At 64.1% G+C, this 17,557-nt stretch carries 22 protein-coding genes; 11 read left to right on the top strand and 11 right to left on the bottom strand.

All coding sequences use genetic code 11. The features are described 5' to 3' along the window. Window positions 1–51 precede the first annotated feature (51 nt). A complete protein-coding gene (locus LJF34_RS10450) occupies window positions 52–1,557 on the top strand; it encodes a carboxypeptidase M32 (protein WP_231184908.1) in 1,506 nt (501 codons plus the stop codon). Window positions 1,558–1,677: 120 nt separating this feature from the next. Here the strand turns inward: LJF34_RS10450 and LJF34_RS10445 are convergent, their stop codons facing one another. Next, window positions 1,678–1,920 carry a hypothetical protein gene (locus LJF34_RS10445; protein ID WP_231184907.1) on the bottom strand — a complete coding sequence of 81 codons (243 nt, stop codon included), beginning with the start codon at window positions 1,918–1,920 and terminating at the stop codon, window positions 1,678–1,680. Between the two features lie 90 nt (window positions 1,921–2,010). Here LJF34_RS10445 and ribE point away from each other — a divergent pair, with 90 nt between their 5' ends. Beyond that, window positions 2,011–2,682, top strand: coding sequence for a riboflavin synthase (gene ribE, locus LJF34_RS10440; RefSeq protein WP_231184906.1), 672 nt, complete (start codon window positions 2,011–2,013; stop codon window positions 2,680–2,682). Here the strand turns inward: ribE and LJF34_RS10435 are convergent. Further along, window positions 2,679–3,920 carry a PrsW family intramembrane metalloprotease gene (locus LJF34_RS10435; protein ID WP_231184905.1) on the bottom strand — a complete coding sequence of 414 codons (1,242 nt, stop codon included), beginning with the start codon at window positions 3,918–3,920 and terminating at the stop codon, window positions 2,679–2,681. The genes ribE and LJF34_RS10435 overlap by 4 nt on opposite strands. A 161-nt stretch (window positions 3,921–4,081) precedes the next feature. On the opposite strand from LJF34_RS10435, the gene LJF34_RS10430 reads away from it, so the two are divergent. Together LJF34_RS10430 and LJF34_RS10425 are read left to right on the top strand one after the other, a co-directional pair. Then, window positions 4,082–4,255, top strand: coding sequence for a hypothetical protein (locus LJF34_RS10430; protein WP_231184904.1), 174 nt, complete (start codon window positions 4,082–4,084; stop codon window positions 4,253–4,255). A 112-nt stretch (window positions 4,256–4,367) separates the two neighbouring features. Further along, complete coding sequence (locus LJF34_RS10425) at window positions 4,368–5,795, top strand: DUF402 domain-containing protein (RefSeq protein WP_231184903.1); 1,428 nt, start codon at window positions 4,368–4,370, stop codon at window positions 5,793–5,795. Window positions 5,796–6,126: 331 nt separating this feature from the next. Here LJF34_RS10425 and LJF34_RS10420 read toward each other — a convergent pair whose 3' ends face one another. Together LJF34_RS10420 and LJF34_RS10415 are read right to left on the bottom strand one after the other, a co-directional pair. Further along, a complete protein-coding gene (locus LJF34_RS10420) occupies window positions 6,127–6,513 on the bottom strand; it encodes a NifU family protein (RefSeq protein WP_231184902.1) in 387 nt (128 codons plus the stop codon). An 81-nt stretch (window positions 6,514–6,594) separates the two neighbouring features. Beyond that, complete coding sequence (locus tag LJF34_RS10415) at window positions 6,595–8,139, bottom strand: hypothetical protein (protein ID WP_231184901.1); 1,545 nt, start codon at window positions 8,137–8,139, stop codon at window positions 6,595–6,597. Between the two features lie 194 nt (window positions 8,140–8,333). Between LJF34_RS10415 and LJF34_RS10410 the strand changes: the two genes are divergently transcribed. From LJF34_RS10410 to LJF34_RS10390, 5 genes are all read left to right on the top strand, one after another. After that, complete coding sequence (locus LJF34_RS10410) at window positions 8,334–8,489, top strand: hypothetical protein (protein WP_231184900.1); 156 nt, start codon at window positions 8,334–8,336, stop codon at window positions 8,487–8,489. Between the two features lie 42 nt (window positions 8,490–8,531). Beyond that, window positions 8,532–8,810, top strand: a complete 279-nt coding sequence (locus LJF34_RS10405) for a 50S ribosomal protein L37ae (protein ID WP_231184899.1) — start codon at window positions 8,532–8,534, stop codon at window positions 8,808–8,810. Then, window positions 8,807–8,941, top strand: a complete 135-nt coding sequence (locus tag LJF34_RS10400; RefSeq protein ID WP_066144577.1) for a DNA-directed RNA polymerase subunit P — start codon at window positions 8,807–8,809, stop codon at window positions 8,939–8,941. The genes LJF34_RS10405 and LJF34_RS10400 overlap by 4 nt, the downstream gene beginning before the upstream one ends. Before the next feature lie 5 nt (window positions 8,942–8,946). After that, window positions 8,947–9,213, top strand: coding sequence for a KEOPS complex subunit Pcc1 (locus LJF34_RS10395; protein WP_231184898.1), 267 nt, complete (start codon window positions 8,947–8,949; stop codon window positions 9,211–9,213). Between the two features lie 140 nt (window positions 9,214–9,353). Then, a complete protein-coding gene (locus tag LJF34_RS10390) occupies window positions 9,354–9,647 on the top strand; it encodes a hypothetical protein (protein WP_231184897.1) in 294 nt (97 codons plus the stop codon). Between the two features lie 18 nt (window positions 9,648–9,665). Here the strand turns inward: LJF34_RS10390 and LJF34_RS10385 are convergent, their stop codons facing one another. Continuing rightward, window positions 9,666–10,652 (bottom strand): NAD-dependent epimerase/dehydratase family protein, encoded by a 987-nt coding sequence (locus LJF34_RS10385; RefSeq protein ID WP_231184896.1) that lies wholly within the window; start codon window positions 10,650–10,652, stop codon window positions 9,666–9,668. Between the two features lie 115 nt (window positions 10,653–10,767). Between LJF34_RS10385 and LJF34_RS10380 the strand changes: the two genes are divergently transcribed. Both LJF34_RS10380 and LJF34_RS10375 read left to right on the top strand, forming a co-directional pair. Beyond that, the gene (locus LJF34_RS10380; RefSeq protein WP_231184895.1) at window positions 10,768–11,163 is read left to right on the top strand and encodes a prefoldin subunit beta; all 396 of its coding nucleotides are present in this window, start codon (window positions 10,768–10,770) and stop codon (window positions 11,161–11,163) included. Window positions 11,164–11,166: 3 nt separating this feature from the next. After that, window positions 11,167–11,418 (top strand): DUF3194 domain-containing protein, encoded by a 252-nt coding sequence (locus LJF34_RS10375; RefSeq protein ID WP_231184894.1) that lies wholly within the window; start codon window positions 11,167–11,169, stop codon window positions 11,416–11,418. An 81-nt stretch (window positions 11,419–11,499) separates the two neighbouring features. Here the strand turns inward: LJF34_RS10375 and LJF34_RS28930 are convergent, their stop codons facing one another. The 6 genes from LJF34_RS28930 to LJF34_RS10350 all read right to left on the bottom strand — a co-directional run bounded on the left by LJF34_RS28930 (window position 11,500) and on the right by LJF34_RS10350 (window position 17,444). After that, on the bottom strand, window positions 11,500–11,631 hold the full coding sequence (locus tag LJF34_RS28930; RefSeq protein ID WP_255665835.1) for a hypothetical protein: 132 nt from the start codon (window positions 11,629–11,631) through the stop codon (window positions 11,500–11,502). 215 nt (window positions 11,632–11,846) lie between these two features. Beyond that, window positions 11,847–12,005: a hypothetical protein gene (locus tag LJF34_RS10370; RefSeq protein ID WP_231184893.1), complete on the bottom strand. Its 159-nt coding sequence runs from the start codon at window positions 12,003–12,005 to the stop codon at window positions 11,847–11,849. Between the two features lie 38 nt (window positions 12,006–12,043). Continuing rightward, on the bottom strand, window positions 12,044–13,435 hold the full coding sequence (locus tag LJF34_RS10365; protein ID WP_231184892.1) for an FAD-binding oxidoreductase: 1,392 nt from the start codon (window positions 13,433–13,435) through the stop codon (window positions 12,044–12,046). A 65-nt stretch (window positions 13,436–13,500) separates the two neighbouring features. Next, window positions 13,501–15,354 (bottom strand): DUF2070 family protein, encoded by a 1,854-nt coding sequence (locus LJF34_RS10360; protein WP_231184891.1) that lies wholly within the window; start codon window positions 15,352–15,354, stop codon window positions 13,501–13,503. A gap of 36 nt (window positions 15,355–15,390) precedes the next feature. After that, complete coding sequence (locus LJF34_RS10355; RefSeq protein WP_231184890.1) at window positions 15,391–15,939, bottom strand: GMP synthase subunit A; 549 nt, start codon at window positions 15,937–15,939, stop codon at window positions 15,391–15,393. 71 nt (window positions 15,940–16,010) lie between these two features. After that, window positions 16,011–17,444: a PKD domain-containing protein gene (locus tag LJF34_RS10350; RefSeq protein ID WP_231184889.1), complete on the bottom strand. Its 1,434-nt coding sequence runs from the start codon at window positions 17,442–17,444 to the stop codon at window positions 16,011–16,013. Window positions 17,445–17,557 lie beyond the last annotated feature (113 nt).

Raw genomic sequence — 17,557 nt, 5'->3', positions numbered from 1 at the left:
CCGTTTCCGCTACCCGTGCATTGATACCGTTTGCCGATGCACTCATCTATCATGGCAACAGACGAACAAGAATCGGGTTATTCGGACCTTCTCGACCGAGTGCGACGCATCTCCAACGTCGGCAACGCCGGCATGGTTCTCTACTGGGACCAGCAGACGAAAATGCCAGAGGGGGGGACACCCGCCCGTGCGAAGCAACTGTCCGCGCTCCAGTCCATCGCCCACGAACTGCTCACCGACGACGAGATGGGCGACCTGCTGGACGAACTCGAAGGCGAGGAGTTGGACGACGAACAGGCCGCCGTCGTCCGTGAAATCCGCCGCGAGTACGACCGCGCGGTTTCGGTCCCGAACGAACTCGTGGAGGAGATATCGGAAACGTCCAGCGAGGCGCAACCGGCGTGGCGGGAGGCCAAGGCCGAAGACGAGTTCGAGACGTTCGCGCCGTACCTCGACCGACTCCGGGAACTCCACATCGAGCGTGCGGAGCACATCGCACCCGAGGAGGACCCGTACGGGGTCATGTTCGAGGACGGCGAACCGTATCTCCCCCTCGAACGCGTCGAGGAGATATTCGACGAACTCCGCGACGGATTGGTTCCGCTCATCGAGGAGGTGCAGGAGAACGGCGCGGACATCGCCGTCGACACCTTCGCCGGAACCTTCGACTCGGAGGACCAGGAGGCGCTCTGTCGGGACACGCTCGACCTGCTGAACTACGATTGGGACCGCGGCCGTCTCGACACCGCCCCGCACCCGTTCATGTCCGGGACGCAGTACGACGCCCGCGTCACGACCCGATTCCACGAGGACGACTTCGTGGATCCGTTGACCGCGACGATTCACGAGTTCGGCCACGCCACCTACCAACTCGGCCTGCGGGACGACGCCTACGGCACGCCACTGGGCCAGTCGCGCAGTTCGGGCATTCACGAGTCTCAGTCGCGCTTCTGGGAGAATCACGTCGGCCGTACGGAGGCGTTCTGGGAGTTCTTCCTCCCGACCGTGAAAGAACGCTTCCCGGAGTTCGAGGATGTGACCCCCGAGGAAGCCTACGAAGCGGCCAACCAGGTGTTCACGGACAACATGATTCGCGTCGAGGCGGACGAGTTGACCTACCACATGCACATCATCCTCCGCTCCGAAATCGAACGGGAGTTCGTGGCCGGTGACCTCGACGTGGCGGACATCCCTGCCCGCTGGAACGAACTCATGGAGGAGTATCTCGGCATCGTCCCCGAGACGGATTCGGAGGGCTGCTTGCAGGACATCCACTGGACGAGCGGCTTCGCCAGCTTCCAGAACTACACCGTCGGTAGCGTCTTCGCCGCCCAACTCTGGGCGACCATCGAGGACGAAATCGACGACCCGATGGAACTCATTCGGGAAGGGGAGTTCGCCCCCATCCGCGACTGGTTGACCGAGAACATCCACGAACAGGGCCAGACGTACACCACGGACGAACTCATCGAGGAGGCCACGGGCGAACCGCTCACGGCGGAGTACTTCCTCGACTACGTGACCGAGAAGTACGGCGATATTTACGACTTGAACTGAGGGAGTCGAAAGCGGTTCTCCCGAAACGGTTCGTGGGTGGTCCCTAGCAGCCGCGGTCATCTCGGAAGCCTTCCTCCCAGTTCCGGTCGCCTGTCCCGGTTCGAATCGCCGTGTTTCGCCCTACTCCTCGTCGTCGTCGGTCTTTGCGACCTTGCCGACGACCTTCTGTGCGGCGCTGGCGGGCACGTCGGAGGGAGTCGTCAGTTTCTCGCGGAGGAGCACCATGAGGACGCCGACGGCGACGAACGCACCGCCGAGGAGGGCCTGTCCCGCGACGATGCGGTCGATGCCGAAGAGCGCGATGGGGAGGGCCAACACCAGCGTCGCCGCGAGGCTCACGGTGTCGATGATGCCCAGTTTCATGCCTGTACTTTCGCCCCACCGACCAAAAATCCGCCGTCCTCGAACCCGGATTCGGAACCGTTTTCAACCGACGAGCGTCACAGTTCCGTTATGTTTACCGGAATCGTTGCGGAGGTCGGCGAGGTTCGTCGCGTCGAGGAGTCGGACGGCGGCCGACGGCTCACCATCGCGGCCGACGAGGTGCTTTCGGACGTGGAGGGCGGCGCGAGCATCGCCGTCAACGGGGCCTGCCTGACCGTCGAGGAGTTCGACGGCGAGTCGTTCGAGGTGTTTCTAGCCGCCGAAACCGTCGAAAAGACCTATCTCGGGGAGATCGAGGAGGGCGACGTCGTCAACCTCGAACGCGCGCTCCGGGCCGACGCCCGTCTCGACGGCCATTTCGTGCAGGGTCACGTGGATACGACGACCGAGGTGGTGGACGTGCGCCAAGTTGGAGAGGATGGCGAGGCGCTACGGGCCTCGGAAAATGGCGAGGCGCTACGGGCCTCGAAGAATTCGAGCGGCGAATCGCCGCGAGAGGACTGGGAGTACGAGTTCGCCCTCCCCGAGGCGTTTGGCCAGTACATCGTGAACAAGGGGTCGGTCGCGCTGGACGGTATCAGCCTCACGGTGGCGGAGAAAGGGGAGGAGACGTTCACCGTCGCCATCATTCCGACGACGCGGCGCGTGACGAACCTCTCGGAGAAGGAACCCGGAGACCCCGTACATCTCGAAGTGGACGTGCTGGCGAAGTACGCCGAAGAACTCCTCGCCGAGCGCTAGAAGTCGAACGTCGAGGCGTCATCGGAACGCTCGTTTTCTTCGCTTTCCTCGCTTTCCTCACTTTCCCCGCTTTCGTCGTCCCTCGCATCCGTACCGCTCTCGGAATCGATCCATTCCCCTCTCACGAAGTCGGTGTCGTCGTTTCCAAGGAGTTCGTTCCCCGTCTCCTCGTCGAGCAACCCGCTCCCGTCCGATGAACCGGATTGCAACGGCGCGTGTCTCTCCTTCTGGCCGGACTCATCCATTTCGATGATTCCCTGTCGCTCGTCTTCCTCGTTCGATTCCTCGGCCTCGGCGTACATGGCGCGGTAGCGCGATATCTTCCGGTAGAGCAGGTAGCCGAAGAACCCGTCGTAGATGAACACGAACGCGATGTAGGCGATTTCGGTGGAAACGCTGGGGTAGAAGGCGGATATCACGTTGGGAACGAACCCGACGAGCGTGTTGTACGTCGCGTGGATGAACGCCGCGATGAGGAGGCCTTTCACCGCGATTGGACCCGCGTTCTCGCGGTTGAACTTCGCCAAGCCGAGATAGTAGCCCGCGAACGCGGAGTAGATGACGTGACCCGGTCCGGCGAACAGTCGAAACACGGCGGTCTGTCCGGCGTTCAAAATCGGGTCGGTACCCGTGGACGACAGAACGCCTTGGCTGATGTAGATGGCGTTCTCGATGGTTGCGAAGCCCAACCCGGCCATCGCCCCGTAGACCGCCCCGTCGATGACCGCGTCGAACTTCTCGCTTCGGTAGGCGAACAACCGCACGGCCAGCCATTTCACCGTCTCCTCGACGGGACCGACGATGAGGTAGAAGTAGAGCACCGCCCCGAAGAGCGGCACGCCGGTAAACACCGGTTGCAGGGCGGAGTTGAACACGGCGGCGAACATGGCGAACAGGACGCCGAGGAGGAACGTCCCGACCAGGAGCGGTAGCGGTTCCGACATGGTGACGTCGGCGTACCAGATGTAGGCCGCAAGCGCGAACGCGGGAACGACCGAGAGGAGGACGAACGCGCCCACCCACGGGTCGCTCAACACCGCCAATCCGCCGAACACGAACTGTAGCAGTAAAATCCCTGCGGCGAGGAGAATGATCAAAGTGCGGGCCGAGACGACGAGCGCGCCGTACAGTTTCGTCGCAAACCAATCGAGACGCGTTCGTTCTTCCCACGTAGAGATTCCGTAGAGGTCGACCGAGTCGCCAAGCCCGCGAGCGACCGGATCCCTTTTTTCATCCATGTTTCGAGTTCGCATAGCCATGGAGTAAATCGTTCGCCATTTGCGACCTATGATTCCTAATACGTGATTATATGCCGTATTATTCCTGTAGGGTCACTCTTAATAAGAAGAACCCCCCATCACGCTACACCATGACACCCGTGAGCCACAGTCGAGGAATCATGTACTCGGCACCGCCGGAAAAAACAACACGACGAAATAACGAGGAGTCGGCTGCCGACGAACGAGCCGAATCGAACGACCCGTCGGAGGACGTGGAAACGCCATCCGTGGCCGACGCCAATTCGAGCGTCACCGACGCGAACTGGACCGGAACCGTCCCCGCAGACGACTGATCTCTTCGCGACCGAACCTCGTCATCCTGAAAACCCCTCCCTGCCAACCGGCGGGTATGCAAGCCTTCTCGCTCGACGTGACGACCGAACCCCGCCCGTGTTACTCCCTGCCATGAGTCGAATCCGAATCAGAGGCATCTACACCACCGCGCTCACGCGCCTCCTCGGCGAGGAGTTCGACGTGGTGCAGGCCTCGCCACCCATTAGACGACGGTTCGACGAGTCGTTCGAAACCGCCGAGTACGACGCCGCGATCGAGACGACCGACGACAGGCAGGGCGCGGGTATCTCCGGGGACTCCGAAACCGTCGCCCGAATCGAGAACGAGTTGGCGGACACCGCCATCGACACCTTCCACTGGGACGACCCGGCACCCCGAGGAGCGCTTTTCGACGGTGTCGTCAGCGACACCCTCGGGAGCGGTGCCGTCGTGGACCTCGACGAGGACCGCGGCGAGGGGTTTCTGCCGTTCCGCGCCCTCGACCGTCGAATCGACGAGGGCGACCACGTTCGGGTGCAGGTCCACGACCCCGAACCGCCGTGGTCGCGCGACCGGACCCTGCTCGGAACCGATGTGCAGGTGTTCGGCGGCGTCGCTAGCCTCTCGAAGGGCGTGAACGAAGTCGTCGCCAGCGCGCCGGACGACGCCAGCAGGCGCGAACTCGCCCGCACGACCGAGATGCTTCCGACGGAGGTTCCCGACGAGTGGGGCGTCCGCTGGGAGTACGCGGCCAGCGACGCCACGCTGGACGAGATGAACGCCGCCCTCTCCGAGGCCGTCGAACGGGCCGAAACCATCGACGACGCGTTGTCCGACGACCCGGACGTCGACGCCACGCGGTCCCTCGCGGAACCCGAGGCGACGGCGTGGCTGTGGTTCGGCCGCGAATCCCGGTTCGCCTTGGACGAGGCCCGCCGTGAGGTCACGACGACGCTTCCCGGCCATCACCGAATCAAGGCCGCCGACTCCTCGGCCAGCACGGCGGTCGATTTCGCCGAGGACCTCTACGCCGACAGCGAGGCGGCGTTCGACGGGATGCCGACCGGCGCGACCCTCCGACAGTTCGGCCCCGACGCGGACGACGAGGTGTTCATCGATCACGGGAAACCAGACGGTCGGTGTCTCTCGCTCGGCAAGGGAACCGTCGCGGAGGCGGACCCCGAGTCCGGAAAGTACACGGTTCGACGCGAGATGGGGAGTTCCGGAACGTACGACGCTATCGGAACCGCCCGAGAGCGCGGCGACGTAGCGATTACGAAGTTCAGGGAGGGAAGATGGTGGTATCCGACGGCGTACCGGAGCGAAAATGGGAAATCGAAGGGGACCTACGTCAACGTCTGTACGCCGGTGGAACTGTTCCCCCGCTCCGTGCGCTACGTGGATCTCCACGTCGACGTGGTAAAGCGCCCCGACGGAACCGTCGAGCGGGTGGACGACGACGAACTCGACGCGGCCGTCGAGGAAGGAAACATCTCCGAAGAACTGGCCGAGAAAGCCAGAAGCGTCGCGGCGAGCGTCGAGAAGGTGCTGTCGAAGTAGCGCGTGAAGTTGGGTATCGGAAGGCGACACGACCGCCGAAAACAGCGTTCGACACGACCGCCGAAAACGGCCGGTGACACAGCCGCTGAGAACGGCATTTACGCAATCATCGGAAACGGATACTACACCGTCAGCGGGACGCTACGTTCTGTACAACCGCGGATTGCTCGCCGCTCGCCGCGAACGAAGTGAGCGGACTCGGAGCGGACCGCGAGGCGCGTTGCGCCTCGCAGGGAGCACCGAGGTTTTGGTCCAGATTTTGCCAGGGAGTAAGGCGGAGAGCGAACGCGCTTGCGTTCGCTCCCCGCTTACGACCACAGCAAAAGGTGGGTCAGAAGTGCTCGTTCTCGCCCGGCGTGTTCAACTCTCCACCGCGGCCGCCCTCTGAGCGGTCGATGCCCATGACGCTCTCGGCTTGGTCCGTTTTCCACTGGCTGGTGCCGTCGTCGGCGATGCGGACCGACACGTCGTCCACCTCGTCGAACTTCTTGAGGAGTTCGACTTCGATGTTCTGGGAGGTGATGGGGGTGATGGAACATCCGCCGCAGGCACCGCCGAGTTCGATGACCACTTCGCCCGATTCGGGGTCGGCCTTCCGAACCGCGCTCGTCCCGCCGTGCATCTGGATGATGGGCATCTGGGCGGTGAGCCAGCGTTCGACCCGCGATTTCAGGCCGTCCTCGGTCGCCGTGGTTTCCGTCGCGCTGTTCTCGCTCATACTCACCCCTAGGAACTCGAAGTATGGTAAGCTTGGGGTTCTCGCCCGTGGTTTCCGCCGAATTAGTCCCGAAAAATCGCCCTAGTTTCGATTCCGGAGGTGATTCCAGACGCCGAAGCCGAGTATGGATAGTCCGGCGATTCCCGCCTCGAAACCGGGTTGTCCCGTCGTCGCGGCCACGCCGCCGTCCGACTCGGTGGTGGTTTCGTCACCTGATTCGATGGTTTTCCGGTTCGTGGTTCCCTCTCCCGTGAGCGACGGCGGATTTCGTTGCGTGCCCGCGCGGTTCGGGAAGGTGTAGAGACCGCCGCGGCCGTCGCCGTGGCGTCCCATGCTCCCGCCGATGAACACCTCGTCGGAGACCCGTTGGGCGGTCCAGAACGCGGCTTCGCTCGGCTTTCGCCACCACGCGAGTTCCTTCGGTTTGGCCGGGTCGCTCACGTCGAACAGCTTCACGCCGCCGTGATACCACGACGTGTAGAGTCGGTCGCCGACGAAATCGAAGTTGTGCGACGTGGTCCACTGGCCGTCCGAACTCCCCTGTCCGCACTCGTGACACTCGTGGGCCGAGGAGATGCCGATCGGCGACAGGTCGGCGGCGACGGACGACAGGGACGAGAGGAGCGACGCTGCGGGGGAAGCGCCGAGGTCGTAGCTCGGGTCGGCCGTCTTGGGCGGCCGAATGGTCGTGAGTTTTCGGGGTCGTTTCACGTCCGAGATGTTCCACAGGTCGATGCCGCCGGGACCCGTTTTGTCCGGACCGTCGGTGTCCCACGCTTCCTTGTCGCAGGCGAGGAGGGTGGCGTCCTCGTTCGTCATGACGAAGTGGTCGTTCCCCGGGAGGCCGATGACGGCGTTCTGTTCCTGCGAGGTGGGAATCGCGGCGAGTTTCTTCCGTGACCGACCGCCGAAGTGCGAAACGTACGTGGGTTTTTCCGGGTTCGACACGTCCACGACCCACGTTCCGGCGTCCCACTGGGCGAGGTAGGCCCGCCCGTCGTGGACCCACACGTCGTGGAGCGTGCGCACCCACGAATCGACCTCCGACCACTTCGGATCGTAGTCCAGCATCGACCACCTGCCGACTTCTTCGGGCCGGTCGTTCGACACGTCCACCAGTACGAGCGGGTTCCCATCCCCGTTGTTCCCCGTGAGGTAGGCTATGCCGTCCTGCAAGTCGGCGTTGTGAATCGGAAACGACGTCTCGTGGAACGCCACCCGTTCGGGATTCGCCGGGTCGCTCACGTCGTACAGCAGGAATCCGTGAACCTTGGTATTTGAGACCGGGTTCGCCGGTCCCGCGACGAGAAGCCGATTTCCATCGACCTTGGCGTCCCAAATCTGCGTCAGCGGGCCGCCGTCGTGGTTGGCGAGGAGGTCGTGGCGCTCCGCCATCACTTTCGGCCGTTTCGGATCTCGGATATCCACCGTGGCGAATCCGTCCGTGGTGGCGACGAAGGCGGTGTTGCTGTCGTCTCCGACGACGGCTTCCTTCGCATCCTCGATGGCGACGTGTCCGAGCGGCCGGTACGGGTCGGCTTCGGATTGGGCGACACCCCCCGACGCCAGCAGGGACGCGGCTCCGCCCCCCACGGCGGCAGTGCGCAGAAACTCTCGCCGATGCATGTCGGGATAATCGGTCGGAAACGGAATAAAAGCGCGGGTGACGGAACGGTACGCGAAACGGCGGACAGCACGGATGGTTCGGAACGAGGCCGAAACTTTCGTGTCTCCCGCTGCCGATCGGTTTCGATACCCGACACTCACGCTTCTCTCGGCAGCCCCAGTCCTTTTGGGCCTGCGTAATTATATGTAATTACATGGCCTCACGCTACGACGCGGTCCTCGCGGCGATTCCGACGCTATCGGGCGGTGGATTCGTGGCCGGACAGTTCACGTCGTTTCCGATGACGATACTCGGACTGCTCGGGGCGATACTGGTCGTCGGGTACGCCCTCGCCCGACCACCGGTCTAACTCAAAGGCTTTATCAGTCTTCTCGGGTTATCTCCCGGTACTATGGCCGAAAAATCTCGATCACGAACCGGAAGCGCCGGTCGGTTCGGGGCGCGATACGGTCGCGTCGCGCGCAAGCGCATCTCCGAAATCGAAGCGGACATGAACGAAAACCACACCTGCCCGGACTGCGGTAACGACACCGTCGACCGACAGGGAACGGGTATCTGGGAGTGCGGTCGGTGTGGCTACACGTTCGCCGGCGGTACCTACCGCCCGCAGACGCCTGCCGGAAAGACCGTCAAGCGTTCCATCCGCGCCGCACTGGCTGACGAAGAATGAGCTACAAGTGTTCGCGCTGCAAGCGGGATGTCGAACTGGACGAGTACGGCGGCGTTCGCTGCCCGTACTGTGGACACCGCGTCCTGCTGAAAGAGCGTAGCCGCGACGTCAAGGAAGTTCACGTCCGGTAGCGCCCGTGTCTCACGACGCGCTTCTCGATTTCGAGTACGATTCCGAGGAGCGTGCACTCTTGATTTTCCGGAGCGTCGGACAGGAGATCGGCGAAATCGACGACGACCGCTCGCGGACGACCGTCGCACGGGACGGACGGACCGTTTCCGTTCGCGTCGAGGCCGAAGACCTCATCGCCCTCCGTGCGGCGCTGAACACGTGGCAAACGTTGGTGGGGGTCGCCGAGATGGTGGCCGAGACGGGCGATTCGGTCGGGGAACTGTCACTCTAGATTCTTCAGAAACGTTTCGAATCGCATCGACGCCTTTGTGTTCGTGGGGTTCGTTAGGTTGCTATCGTGCCGCAGGAGAGATCGGTCCCCAGTACCCCTCGAACATCGGAACGCAGCGACCTCCTCGGGTGGCGATAGACGTGTTCGGACTCAATCCGTTCGGGCGAAAGAAGGGCGACGATGGCAATCCCGACTTCGACCGCGACCACCGCATCGAGATCCGATGCCCCGAGACGATGACGCCCATCGCCACGGAACACACCGACCCCGACGACTGGGATTCGAGCGTCGCCGACGGCGAGGGAATCGCGACGTACGATTGTCCCGCCTGCGACGGCCAGCATCGATATCTCTGGGGACCGCCGGTGCCCCTCTGTCTGGACGACGAGGACGACGGGGACGACGAGGACGTAGTTCTCTTCGAGAGCGAGTGAGACGTACCGGTCCCCGACTTACTGTTCTCGCCATTCGTAGCCGTCGCCACCCGCGATGAGCAGTCCGTCGTTTCGCCACGTTTCGACCACTTCGTCCAACCCCTCCCGATAGCTCGGATACGTCGGTTCCCAGTCGAACGTCTCCCGAAACCGTCGGTTCGTCGTCGGCATCGACTTCGTCAGCAGGCGCACCGAGTGTCTCCCGACGAGCGGGCGGGCGAGCCATCCGGGTATCCGCCGGGGTTCCGGTGCACCCAAACGGTCCGCGAACGCGGTCAGCATCGTCGCCAGCGAAACCGGTTCGTCGTCGGTGACGTGCCAGCATCCGGTCGCGTCGGATTCGGCCGCCGTGGCGAACGCCCGCGCCGCGTCCTCGACGTGGAGCATCGAAAGCGTCGCATCCCGTTTCCCGAGGGGGCCGCCGCCTAAAATAGGGAACTTCCCGTCTAGCAGGCCGCTACCCATCTGCCGGGTGTGTGCTGACTCCGGCGAGTAGAAGAAACCGCATCGGAGAACGCCGACGTCGAACCCTCCTTCCTCGCCGCCCCGCCTGACGATTCGCTCGGCATCCAGCGCGGAACGCGTCGTACGGTCGGGGTCGGGCGATGACTCCTCGTCGAACGGCCGCCCGTCGGGTTGTCGGGCGACCCAAACGATGCTCTGGAGGAGGAGCCTATCGGCGTCGACTTCCTCCGCGGCGGCCACCAGATTTCTGGCCCCCTCGGCGCGCACCCGATCGTTTCTGACCCACTCATCCTCGGTCGGTTTTCGACTCGTCGGAATCGCGGTTGCGGCGTGAATCAGGGCCGAACATCCCTCGGCGGCGTCGGCGAGCGATTTCTCGTCGAGGATATCCCCGCGTCGGGGTTCGCCCCCGCGATCGGCGACGAGTTCGTCACCACGCGCGCCTCGGGAGAGGCCGACGACGTGGTGGTTCCGTGCCGCGAGTTCCGCGACGAGTTCACGCCCGAGCACACCGGTCGCGCCAGCGACGAAGACGTTCATACTCGACGGTTCGACGGAACAGGGGAAAGGAATTTTGCCGGAATTACCGACGGGAAACGGTCCCCTCACGAACGTAAAAGCGGGGCTTTTTCAGTCCGGGCGACAAGGAACGGGTATGCAGGGTAATCTTCCACCGGAAGCACAGGAAAAGCTCGAGCAACTGCAGGACCTTCAGGACACGGCACAACAGGTCGCCATGCAGAAGAACCAGGCCGAGACGCAACTCTCCGAGTCGGAGAACGCGCTCGACGAACTCGACGACATCGACGAGGACGCGACGATGTTCCACGAAGTCGGCGAACTGTTCGTCAAGACCGACTACGAGACGGCCCAGTCGGACCTCGATGACAAGGTCGACAGCCTCGAAATCCGCGTCGAGACGCTCAACAAACAGGAAGAGCGCGTCCGCGACCAGTTCGAGAAGCTGCAGAGCGAACTCCAAGAGATGCTCGGTGGCGGCGCAGGTGGCCCGTCCGGCCCGACCGGTCCCGGCGGCGCTGGCGGCGCGTAAGCGATGGTCAGCGACGAGACGGTCGTTCAGACGGCCTCGGAAGCGGCCGAGGGCCTGATACTCGACCGAATCAAACAGTCGGACATTACGGACGTGGACGTGACGGTAACGTTCGAGGAGGGCGTTCTCGACGTGGACGTGTACCTCAACGCGCCGGACGCGAGTCGGGACGAGGAAAAGGTGGCGAACGACGCCGCCTTGGCCGCCCGCGCGGCGGTCGATGAGCTGTTCGCCGAAGCTGAAGAATCGGCGTAACGTTCATTCCCATGTCTGGCATATTCAAGCCGAATTCTTATAAGATATAACGCGCTTTGAGTTACTGTGATACGTCGCCAGTCACAGGCCCGCTCGGAGGACGACCGCCGAAAACGGCGGACTCGGCGCGCTTTCCTCGCGCCGTGAGACAGCGTTTTCCGGGCTGAACCGCCCACCCGTCACTCGTCGGGACAACCGACGACCGGGAGACATTTCCCTCGGGGCGAACCGGCGGCAATCGAGTGGTAAACGCCCTCCCTTGTGGAGAACGCGCGGACCGACACGAACGATTGTACGCTGGAACACGCCGAACGTGGCGACCCGAAAACCCTCGGCGGAGACGCTGGGGGGGAGTAGGCTCGGGAGTACGGATGGACCTTCCGAAGGGGACACGGGGGATTTTCGGGGTATCGAACGGTGAACGGTAGTCACGACACTGGCGTCTTCATCGTGACGTACGCGATGGCGACGAAGACGACGAGACCGAGGGACCCAACGACGATACCAGCGAGCAGTGGAACCGCCGCGAAGACGGTGAGGAGAAAGCAGGCGAACAGCCACGCAAGCGCTAGTTTGAGAGGTCGCACACATACCGTCACGAGTACAGAAAGAATAGGATTTTCGTTCAGATTCCCGGTTCGAGGTTTCCGTGAGCGCGGAAGACGCCGTCGGGGTCGTACTCGGCCTTTACCGCCCCGAGTCGCTCCGCGTTCTCGCCGAACGGAACGGAGGACGGTTCCTCTTCGAGTCCGGGGAAGTTGACGTACTGCCCGCGGATTTCGGGGAACTCCCGCAGCTCGGCGACGGAGTCGCGCACCCACGCGATGGCCGCGTCAGTCTGTCGCGGGTCGTCCCAGTTCGCCTCGAAGTTGAGACCGTACGGCGCGTCCCGGTGTGCGAAGGCGGTTTCCGTCTCGCCGACGCGAGCGGGCGCGCCACCGCCTTGCCAGATATCGACGGTCGAGAGCGGGACCGGACAGCGCTCGGCACAGGCGACGACGGCGTCGATGATGTCGTCGCTCAACTCGTCGATGTAGAGAGATTTCCAGTAGTAGAGACGCCCGTTCGGGTAATCCTCGTCCAACATCGTCTGGAGTTCGACGTACGGCATCGTCCCGCTGAAATCCACCACCGGTTCGCCGAACTCCCGGACCGTTCGGAGTTCGGCTTCGCCGTCCGCCGGGTCGCCCGCGTAGCAACCGAGGAACGCCACGGAGGAGTCGCCCCACGACTCCCCGGGGAACTCGGGGAGGTCCGGAACCCACGCGTAGAACGGCAGCAGACTCACCTCGTCGGGTGCGTCGGCCGCGTACTCCCGGAACTTCCGGAGGACCTCCGTCGCCCGCTCGCCGTCGTACCAGACGAAACACATCGCGACGTCGGGGCCGACGGGGTGGGCCTCGTACTCGAAGGCGGTGACGACGCCGAAGTTCCCGCCGCCGCCCCGGAGCGCCCAGAACAAGTCCTCGTGTTCGTCCTCGCTCGCGGTGATGTACGCGCCGTCCGCCGTCACCACGTCGGCCGAGACGAGGTTGTCACACGAGAGGCCGTACTTCCGGCGGACGTGTCCCATGCCGCCGCCGAGCGTGAGTCCGGCGATACCCGTGTCGGAGACGACGCCCCCCGGCACCGCGAGGCCGAACGGTTGCGTCTCGCGGTCCACGTCGCCCCACGTCGCCCCGGCACCCGCGCGAACGCGCCGGGTTTCGGGGTTCACCCGAACCCAGTGCATCGGTTCGAGGTCGATGACGAGGCCGCCGTCGACCACCGCGCGTCCGGCGACGCCGTGCCCGCCGCCGCGAACCGCGATCGGAATGTCGTGTTCCCGCGCGACCGTCACCGCGGCCTGTACGTCCGCGACGCCGTCGCAACGGGCGATCATCGCCGGTCGCTTGTTTATCATCCCGTTCCACACCCCCCTCGCCTCGTCGTAGGCCGGGTCGCCCGGCGTGACGAGTTCTCCCTTCAACTGTGCGCGAAGCCTTTCCACTCCCCTTTCGGTCGTTTCGATTGCCATTTTCCCCTCCGAGTGAGGGTAAGCGTGAGAAGTGGATAAACTCGATTGCGATATCTCCGACAGCCTCAGGCGAGGAAGAAGATGAGGACGCTGATGGCCGTCACCGCGAGGATGACCGCCCCGGCCAGCGCCGCACCCATGGCGATGACGGCGTTCGCGTGACTCGCCAGCGTCTCGGTGCGGTCGTTGCCGAAGACGGTCACGTCGGCGTACTCGCTCGCCATGCCCGCCTCGACGGGTTCGAGGTCCGCGGCCGCCTCGTCGGTCAACCGCGTGACGAGGGAGATGAGTTCGTCGTGGTCGATAGCCCCGCCGACCTGATTCGAGGACTCGACCATGTTCACGATGTGGGTGTCGGTGGTCATCACCTCGACATCGTCGGCCCCGACGGCGGCGACGATGCGGTCCCGGAGGCCGGGTTCCATGTTGTTGCCGTCGACGAGCACGTACACCGTCCGTTGCCCCGCCACGTCGAGCACCGCGACGCGAACGCCGAGCGGTCCGATTCCGTCCGCGGGCGTCCACTCGGTTTCGTCCCACGCGACGCCGAGTTCCGGGTGGCCTCGCTCGGCGTTTCCGAGTTCGCCCGCCGTCGCCCGCGCGGCCTGAATCATGTGAAACGAGCGCTCGCTTCCGGGGTAGACGTGTCCGATGTCTTCGCCTTGGAGTCCGTTGTTGCAGTTGTGCGCATCGACCAGCATCACCTCGTCCATCCCGCCCGACCGGGCTTCGGCGGCGGCGGCTAATCCGACCGCGTACTCCACGTCGTCGGCGAACTCGGGGGAGTAGGTGGCGACGAGGAGGGCGTCGTCCCCGAACGATTGGCCCATGATTTTGGCGTCCCCTTCCTGCACTCTGACGCTCCGACTGGCGTCGTCGCTATACTCGATTCGCTCGAAGGCGGTGTGCGCCGTTTCGAGGATGGTGTCCACTTCGCGCTCGGTGACGAGGTTGAAGTCGTGTCCGGCGGTCGCGTGGGGCGGAAACGCCATCCCGTCCGACTCCGCGGCGACCCGTCGGGGGAGGTTGCCGCCGCCGATTTCGCCCATCGGACCGGGGTGAATCATCGGCAGGACGAACCGCGCCTTCTCGCTTTCGTCCTCGCGCCGAAAGGAGAGGACGGTGACGGGGATGATCGCCTGCTGACCCATCTGCTCGAAGAAGTCCTCCAGTTCGCGGGTTCCCTCCGCGATGTGGCCGATGAATCCCTGGAGGAAGTCGAGCGCGCTGACGCCGAGACTGCGTCGCCACGGTCGGTCGATGACGACGAGAAAGACGTAGACACCGAGGGCGTACATCCCGCTGACGACGCCGAGGAGGACGAAGTCCCGCGGCGAGATGACGCCGAACGCGGCCGGGGCTTTGTCGCCGCGGGCGAGCAAATCCTGCACGAGCGGACCGCCGACTTCGAGGACGCGGATCGTCTCGCTGTAGATGAAAAAGAGGACGGCGGCGCCCCCGGTCTGGATGCCCGCCGGTACGATTGCGGTCAGAAACGAGGTGCGCGAAACGGCCATCACCACGAGGAGGCGGAGGGCGAAGACGGACGCGAGGCTGAAGAGGAGCACGTCGAAGACGAACTGCTGGCCCATCCCCGTGAACGCCGAGATGGTCCCCGCTATCGACAACACGGTGACGACGATGATTTCACACGTCAGCGCGAGGAGCGACGACCGGTTGTAGGTCAACTGTCCGCCGAGGCGGCGGTCCACCGGCGTCGTGAAGATGCTCGCGACGACCGTCGGAATCCCGATAAAGAAGATCCCCTCCCACGCGTCCTGTAGGATATACTGCGAGTCGAAGGCCCCGATACCCGCGATCGCGGCGATGAGGAGCGCGAATCCCACGCTCGCGTACCACTGCGGCGCACGGAAGATGTATCGGGACAGGCTCGCCAGGTCGCTCTGGGTCGCTGTCATTGGGCGAAAGGCTACGCCGCGGAGAGTTAAAGTATACTACTCACAAACGCTTTGGAAGTTTTCGAACACTTCCTCGCCGTCCTCGGTGTGTGCCACTTCCGGATGCCACTGGACGCCGTACAGGTCGCGGTCGGAATCGCTCATCGCCTCGATGCCGCAGACGTCGCTGGTGGCGGTTCGTTCGAACCCGGACGGAACCCGCTTCACTTCGTCCGCGTGGCTGGCCCAGACGCGAGTTTCGGGTGCGAGCGACCCGACGACCGGATCGTCGTCGCTCGTTATGTCGACGCTCACGTCGGCGTAGCCACCGTACTCCCCCTCCCCGGTTTCGCCGTCGAGCACGTGCGCCATGACCTGCATGCCCAGACAGATGCCGAGAACCGGAACCCCGAGTTCGAGGTACGCCGCGCAGTTGCCGATGTCGTCCATCGACGGGCCGCCGGAGAGGACGAGGCCGTCGGCGTCGATGTCCTCCGGCGGCGTGTCGTTGTCGATGAGTTCGGTTTCGATGCCCATGTCCCGAAGCGCCCGGTGTTCGAGATGGGTGAACTGTCCGTGGTTGTCCACGACGAGGATTTTCGTCATTGGCGGGCGATATGGAGAGCACGGTTAAAAACGCCTCGTCACCGTCGTGCCGGAACCGAGGGGGTGTCGACCTACCGACGGACCACGAACGCCGCGCCGAGGAGCAAGAGCGCGACGACGAACCCGCTCACGCCGGGATGGTCGAACACCACGTTCGGCCCCGGGAGCGACTGGGAGTCGTGTAAGTCGTGGGTCGTTCTGTCGCCGGGTTTCGTGTGCGTCGTCTCCTGATTCGTGGTCGATCGCTGGACCGCGAGCGTCCCCGCCGAAACGCCGTTCACGGCCACTTCCTGTTTCCCGGAGGCGGTCGCTTCGTAGGTGTACGTGACCGTTTTCGTCCCCCCGGCGGCGACGTGAACGCGTTTTCTGTCACCGACCGAATCGCCGACCGCGAGGACGGCCGGAATCGTCCCGTCGCCGTCGCCCGTGTTTTTGAACGTTGCGGTGACTTTCACCTTCTTTCCCTTCGAAACCTGCGTTCGGTCGAGCGACGCGCTCGTCACGTGGATGTCCGCTTCGGTTCGCTTCACCGTCACGGGCGTCGTCGCGCTGGCGGTGTGACCGTTGCTGTCCGTGACCGTCACCCGCGCGACGTGTTCGCCGGGCTTCGTGTAGGTGTGGGTCGTCGTCGGATGTGTCGTCGTCTCGTCTATCGTTCCGTCGTCGTCGTAGTCCCAGCGGTACTTCTTCGGCGTTCCCTCCGAGTCCGTCGTCCGGCTCGCATCGAGGGTGATCGGGGTTCCGGCGCTGGCCGTGCCCGCGGCGCGGAGCGTCACCTGTAGCGAGGCACCACACGTCCCCGGGTGGACGGTCACGGGCGAGTTCATGTCGAGTCCCGTCGCGCTCGGACTGGCACCGCTTCCCGAGAGGAACGCCCACGAGGTGACCGGTTCGTGCTTGAGTTGCGGGTTGTAGAGCGTCGCATCCTCGTTCCACGACGGGGTGACGGTTATCTCGGAATCCCCGGACAGACCGCGAAAGACGCCGCCGTCCGTGCGGGACCCGGCCCATATCCAGTCGAGGCGCGTTCTCGACCACTGGTCGTCCCGGTGCGGGTACGTGTCGTCCATCAGCACCCACTGCCCGGAACTCGGCAGGCCGTCGAACCCGAACGTCACCGTACTCATCGGGTTGTTGTCGCCGGTTCGGGTCTCGTTCATCCGGTCGTGGATCATCACGAGGCTGGTCACGCCGCTGGGGGCCTGATACAGGAACATCGTGCTCCCGTTGTCGCGGGTGAACGATTTTGGCCCGAAGTAGCCGTACGCCCAACTGCTCGAATTGGTGTACGGGGTGCGATAGTCGTAGAAATCCACGACGCTCGTGTTGCCCTGAATCGGACTGACTTCCGTACAGGACGCACCCTGCTCGACGGCGTAGGTGTCGTGATGGTTCGTCGGCGCATCCGGCAGGTCGTCGCCGGGCAGACCCGGCGGTGGAAGCGCGACGGCGGTTCCGAACAGGGAGAGGACGAGGAGGACGATAAGTACCGGACGAAGCTTCATCGAACGGGTCGCCTCCGAGTGCGATGCTGGGTGCGTAGCAGTGTGTAAGCCGTCATAAACACGATTCTCCGAAGGCCACGCTCGACAGCGTGGCTGTATCGAATCACAGGAAG

Source organism: Haladaptatus sp. DYF46 (genome assembly GCF_021083305.1).
GTDB lineage: Archaea > Halobacteriota > Halobacteria > Halobacteriales > Haladaptataceae > Haladaptatus.
This window is presented reverse-complemented; position numbering and strand designations above follow the sequence as displayed.

Bases quoted from the DNA above. Each gene is read 5' to 3' on its own strand.
- LJF34_RS10355 (WP_231184890.1), bottom strand. From the start codon at position 15,939: ATGACGAAAATCCTCGTCGTGGACAACCACGGACAGTTCACCCATCTC.
- LJF34_RS10360 (WP_231184891.1), bottom strand. From the start codon at position 15,354: ATGACAGCGACCCAGAGCGACCTGGCGAGCCTGTCCCGATACATCTTC.
- LJF34_RS10350 (WP_231184889.1), bottom strand. From the start codon at position 17,444: ATGAAGCTTCGTCCGGTACTTATCGTCCTCCTCGTCCTCTCCCTGTTC.
- LJF34_RS28930 (WP_255665835.1), bottom strand. From the start codon at position 11,631: ATGTCTCCCGGTCGTCGGTTGTCCCGACGAGTGACGGGTGGGCGGTTC.
- LJF34_RS10435 (WP_231184905.1), bottom strand. From the start codon at position 3,920: ATGGATGAAAAAAGGGATCCGGTCGCTCGCGGGCTTGGCGACTCGGTC.
- LJF34_RS10400 (WP_066144577.1), top strand. From the start codon at position 8,807: ATGAGCTACAAGTGTTCGCGCTGCAAGCGGGATGTCGAACTGGACGAG.
- LJF34_RS10420 (WP_231184902.1), bottom strand. From the start codon at position 6,513: ATGAGCGAGAACAGCGCGACGGAAACCACGGCGACCGAGGACGGCCTG.
- LJF34_RS10430 (WP_231184904.1), top strand. From the start codon at position 4,082: ATGTACTCGGCACCGCCGGAAAAAACAACACGACGAAATAACGAGGAG.
- LJF34_RS10410 (WP_231184900.1), top strand. From the start codon at position 8,334: ATGGCCTCACGCTACGACGCGGTCCTCGCGGCGATTCCGACGCTATCG.
- LJF34_RS10450 (WP_231184908.1), top strand. From the start codon at position 52: ATGGCAACAGACGAACAAGAATCGGGTTATTCGGACCTTCTCGACCGA.
- LJF34_RS10425 (WP_231184903.1), top strand. From the start codon at position 4,368: ATGAGTCGAATCCGAATCAGAGGCATCTACACCACCGCGCTCACGCGC.
- LJF34_RS10415 (WP_231184901.1), bottom strand. From the start codon at position 8,139: ATGCATCGGCGAGAGTTTCTGCGCACTGCCGCCGTGGGGGGCGGAGCC.
- LJF34_RS10380 (WP_231184895.1), top strand. From the start codon at position 10,768: ATGCAGGGTAATCTTCCACCGGAAGCACAGGAAAAGCTCGAGCAACTG.
- LJF34_RS10365 (WP_231184892.1), bottom strand. From the start codon at position 13,435: ATGGCAATCGAAACGACCGAAAGGGGAGTGGAAAGGCTTCGCGCACAG.
- LJF34_RS10445 (WP_231184907.1), bottom strand. From the start codon at position 1,920: ATGAAACTGGGCATCATCGACACCGTGAGCCTCGCGGCGACGCTGGTG.
- LJF34_RS10375 (WP_231184894.1), top strand. From the start codon at position 11,167: ATGGTCAGCGACGAGACGGTCGTTCAGACGGCCTCGGAAGCGGCCGAG.
- LJF34_RS10385 (WP_231184896.1), bottom strand. From the start codon at position 10,652: ATGAACGTCTTCGTCGCTGGCGCGACCGGTGTGCTCGGGCGTGAACTC.
- LJF34_RS10405 (WP_231184899.1), top strand. From the start codon at position 8,532: ATGGCCGAAAAATCTCGATCACGAACCGGAAGCGCCGGTCGGTTCGGG.
- ribE (WP_231184906.1), top strand. From the start codon at position 2,011: ATGTTTACCGGAATCGTTGCGGAGGTCGGCGAGGTTCGTCGCGTCGAG.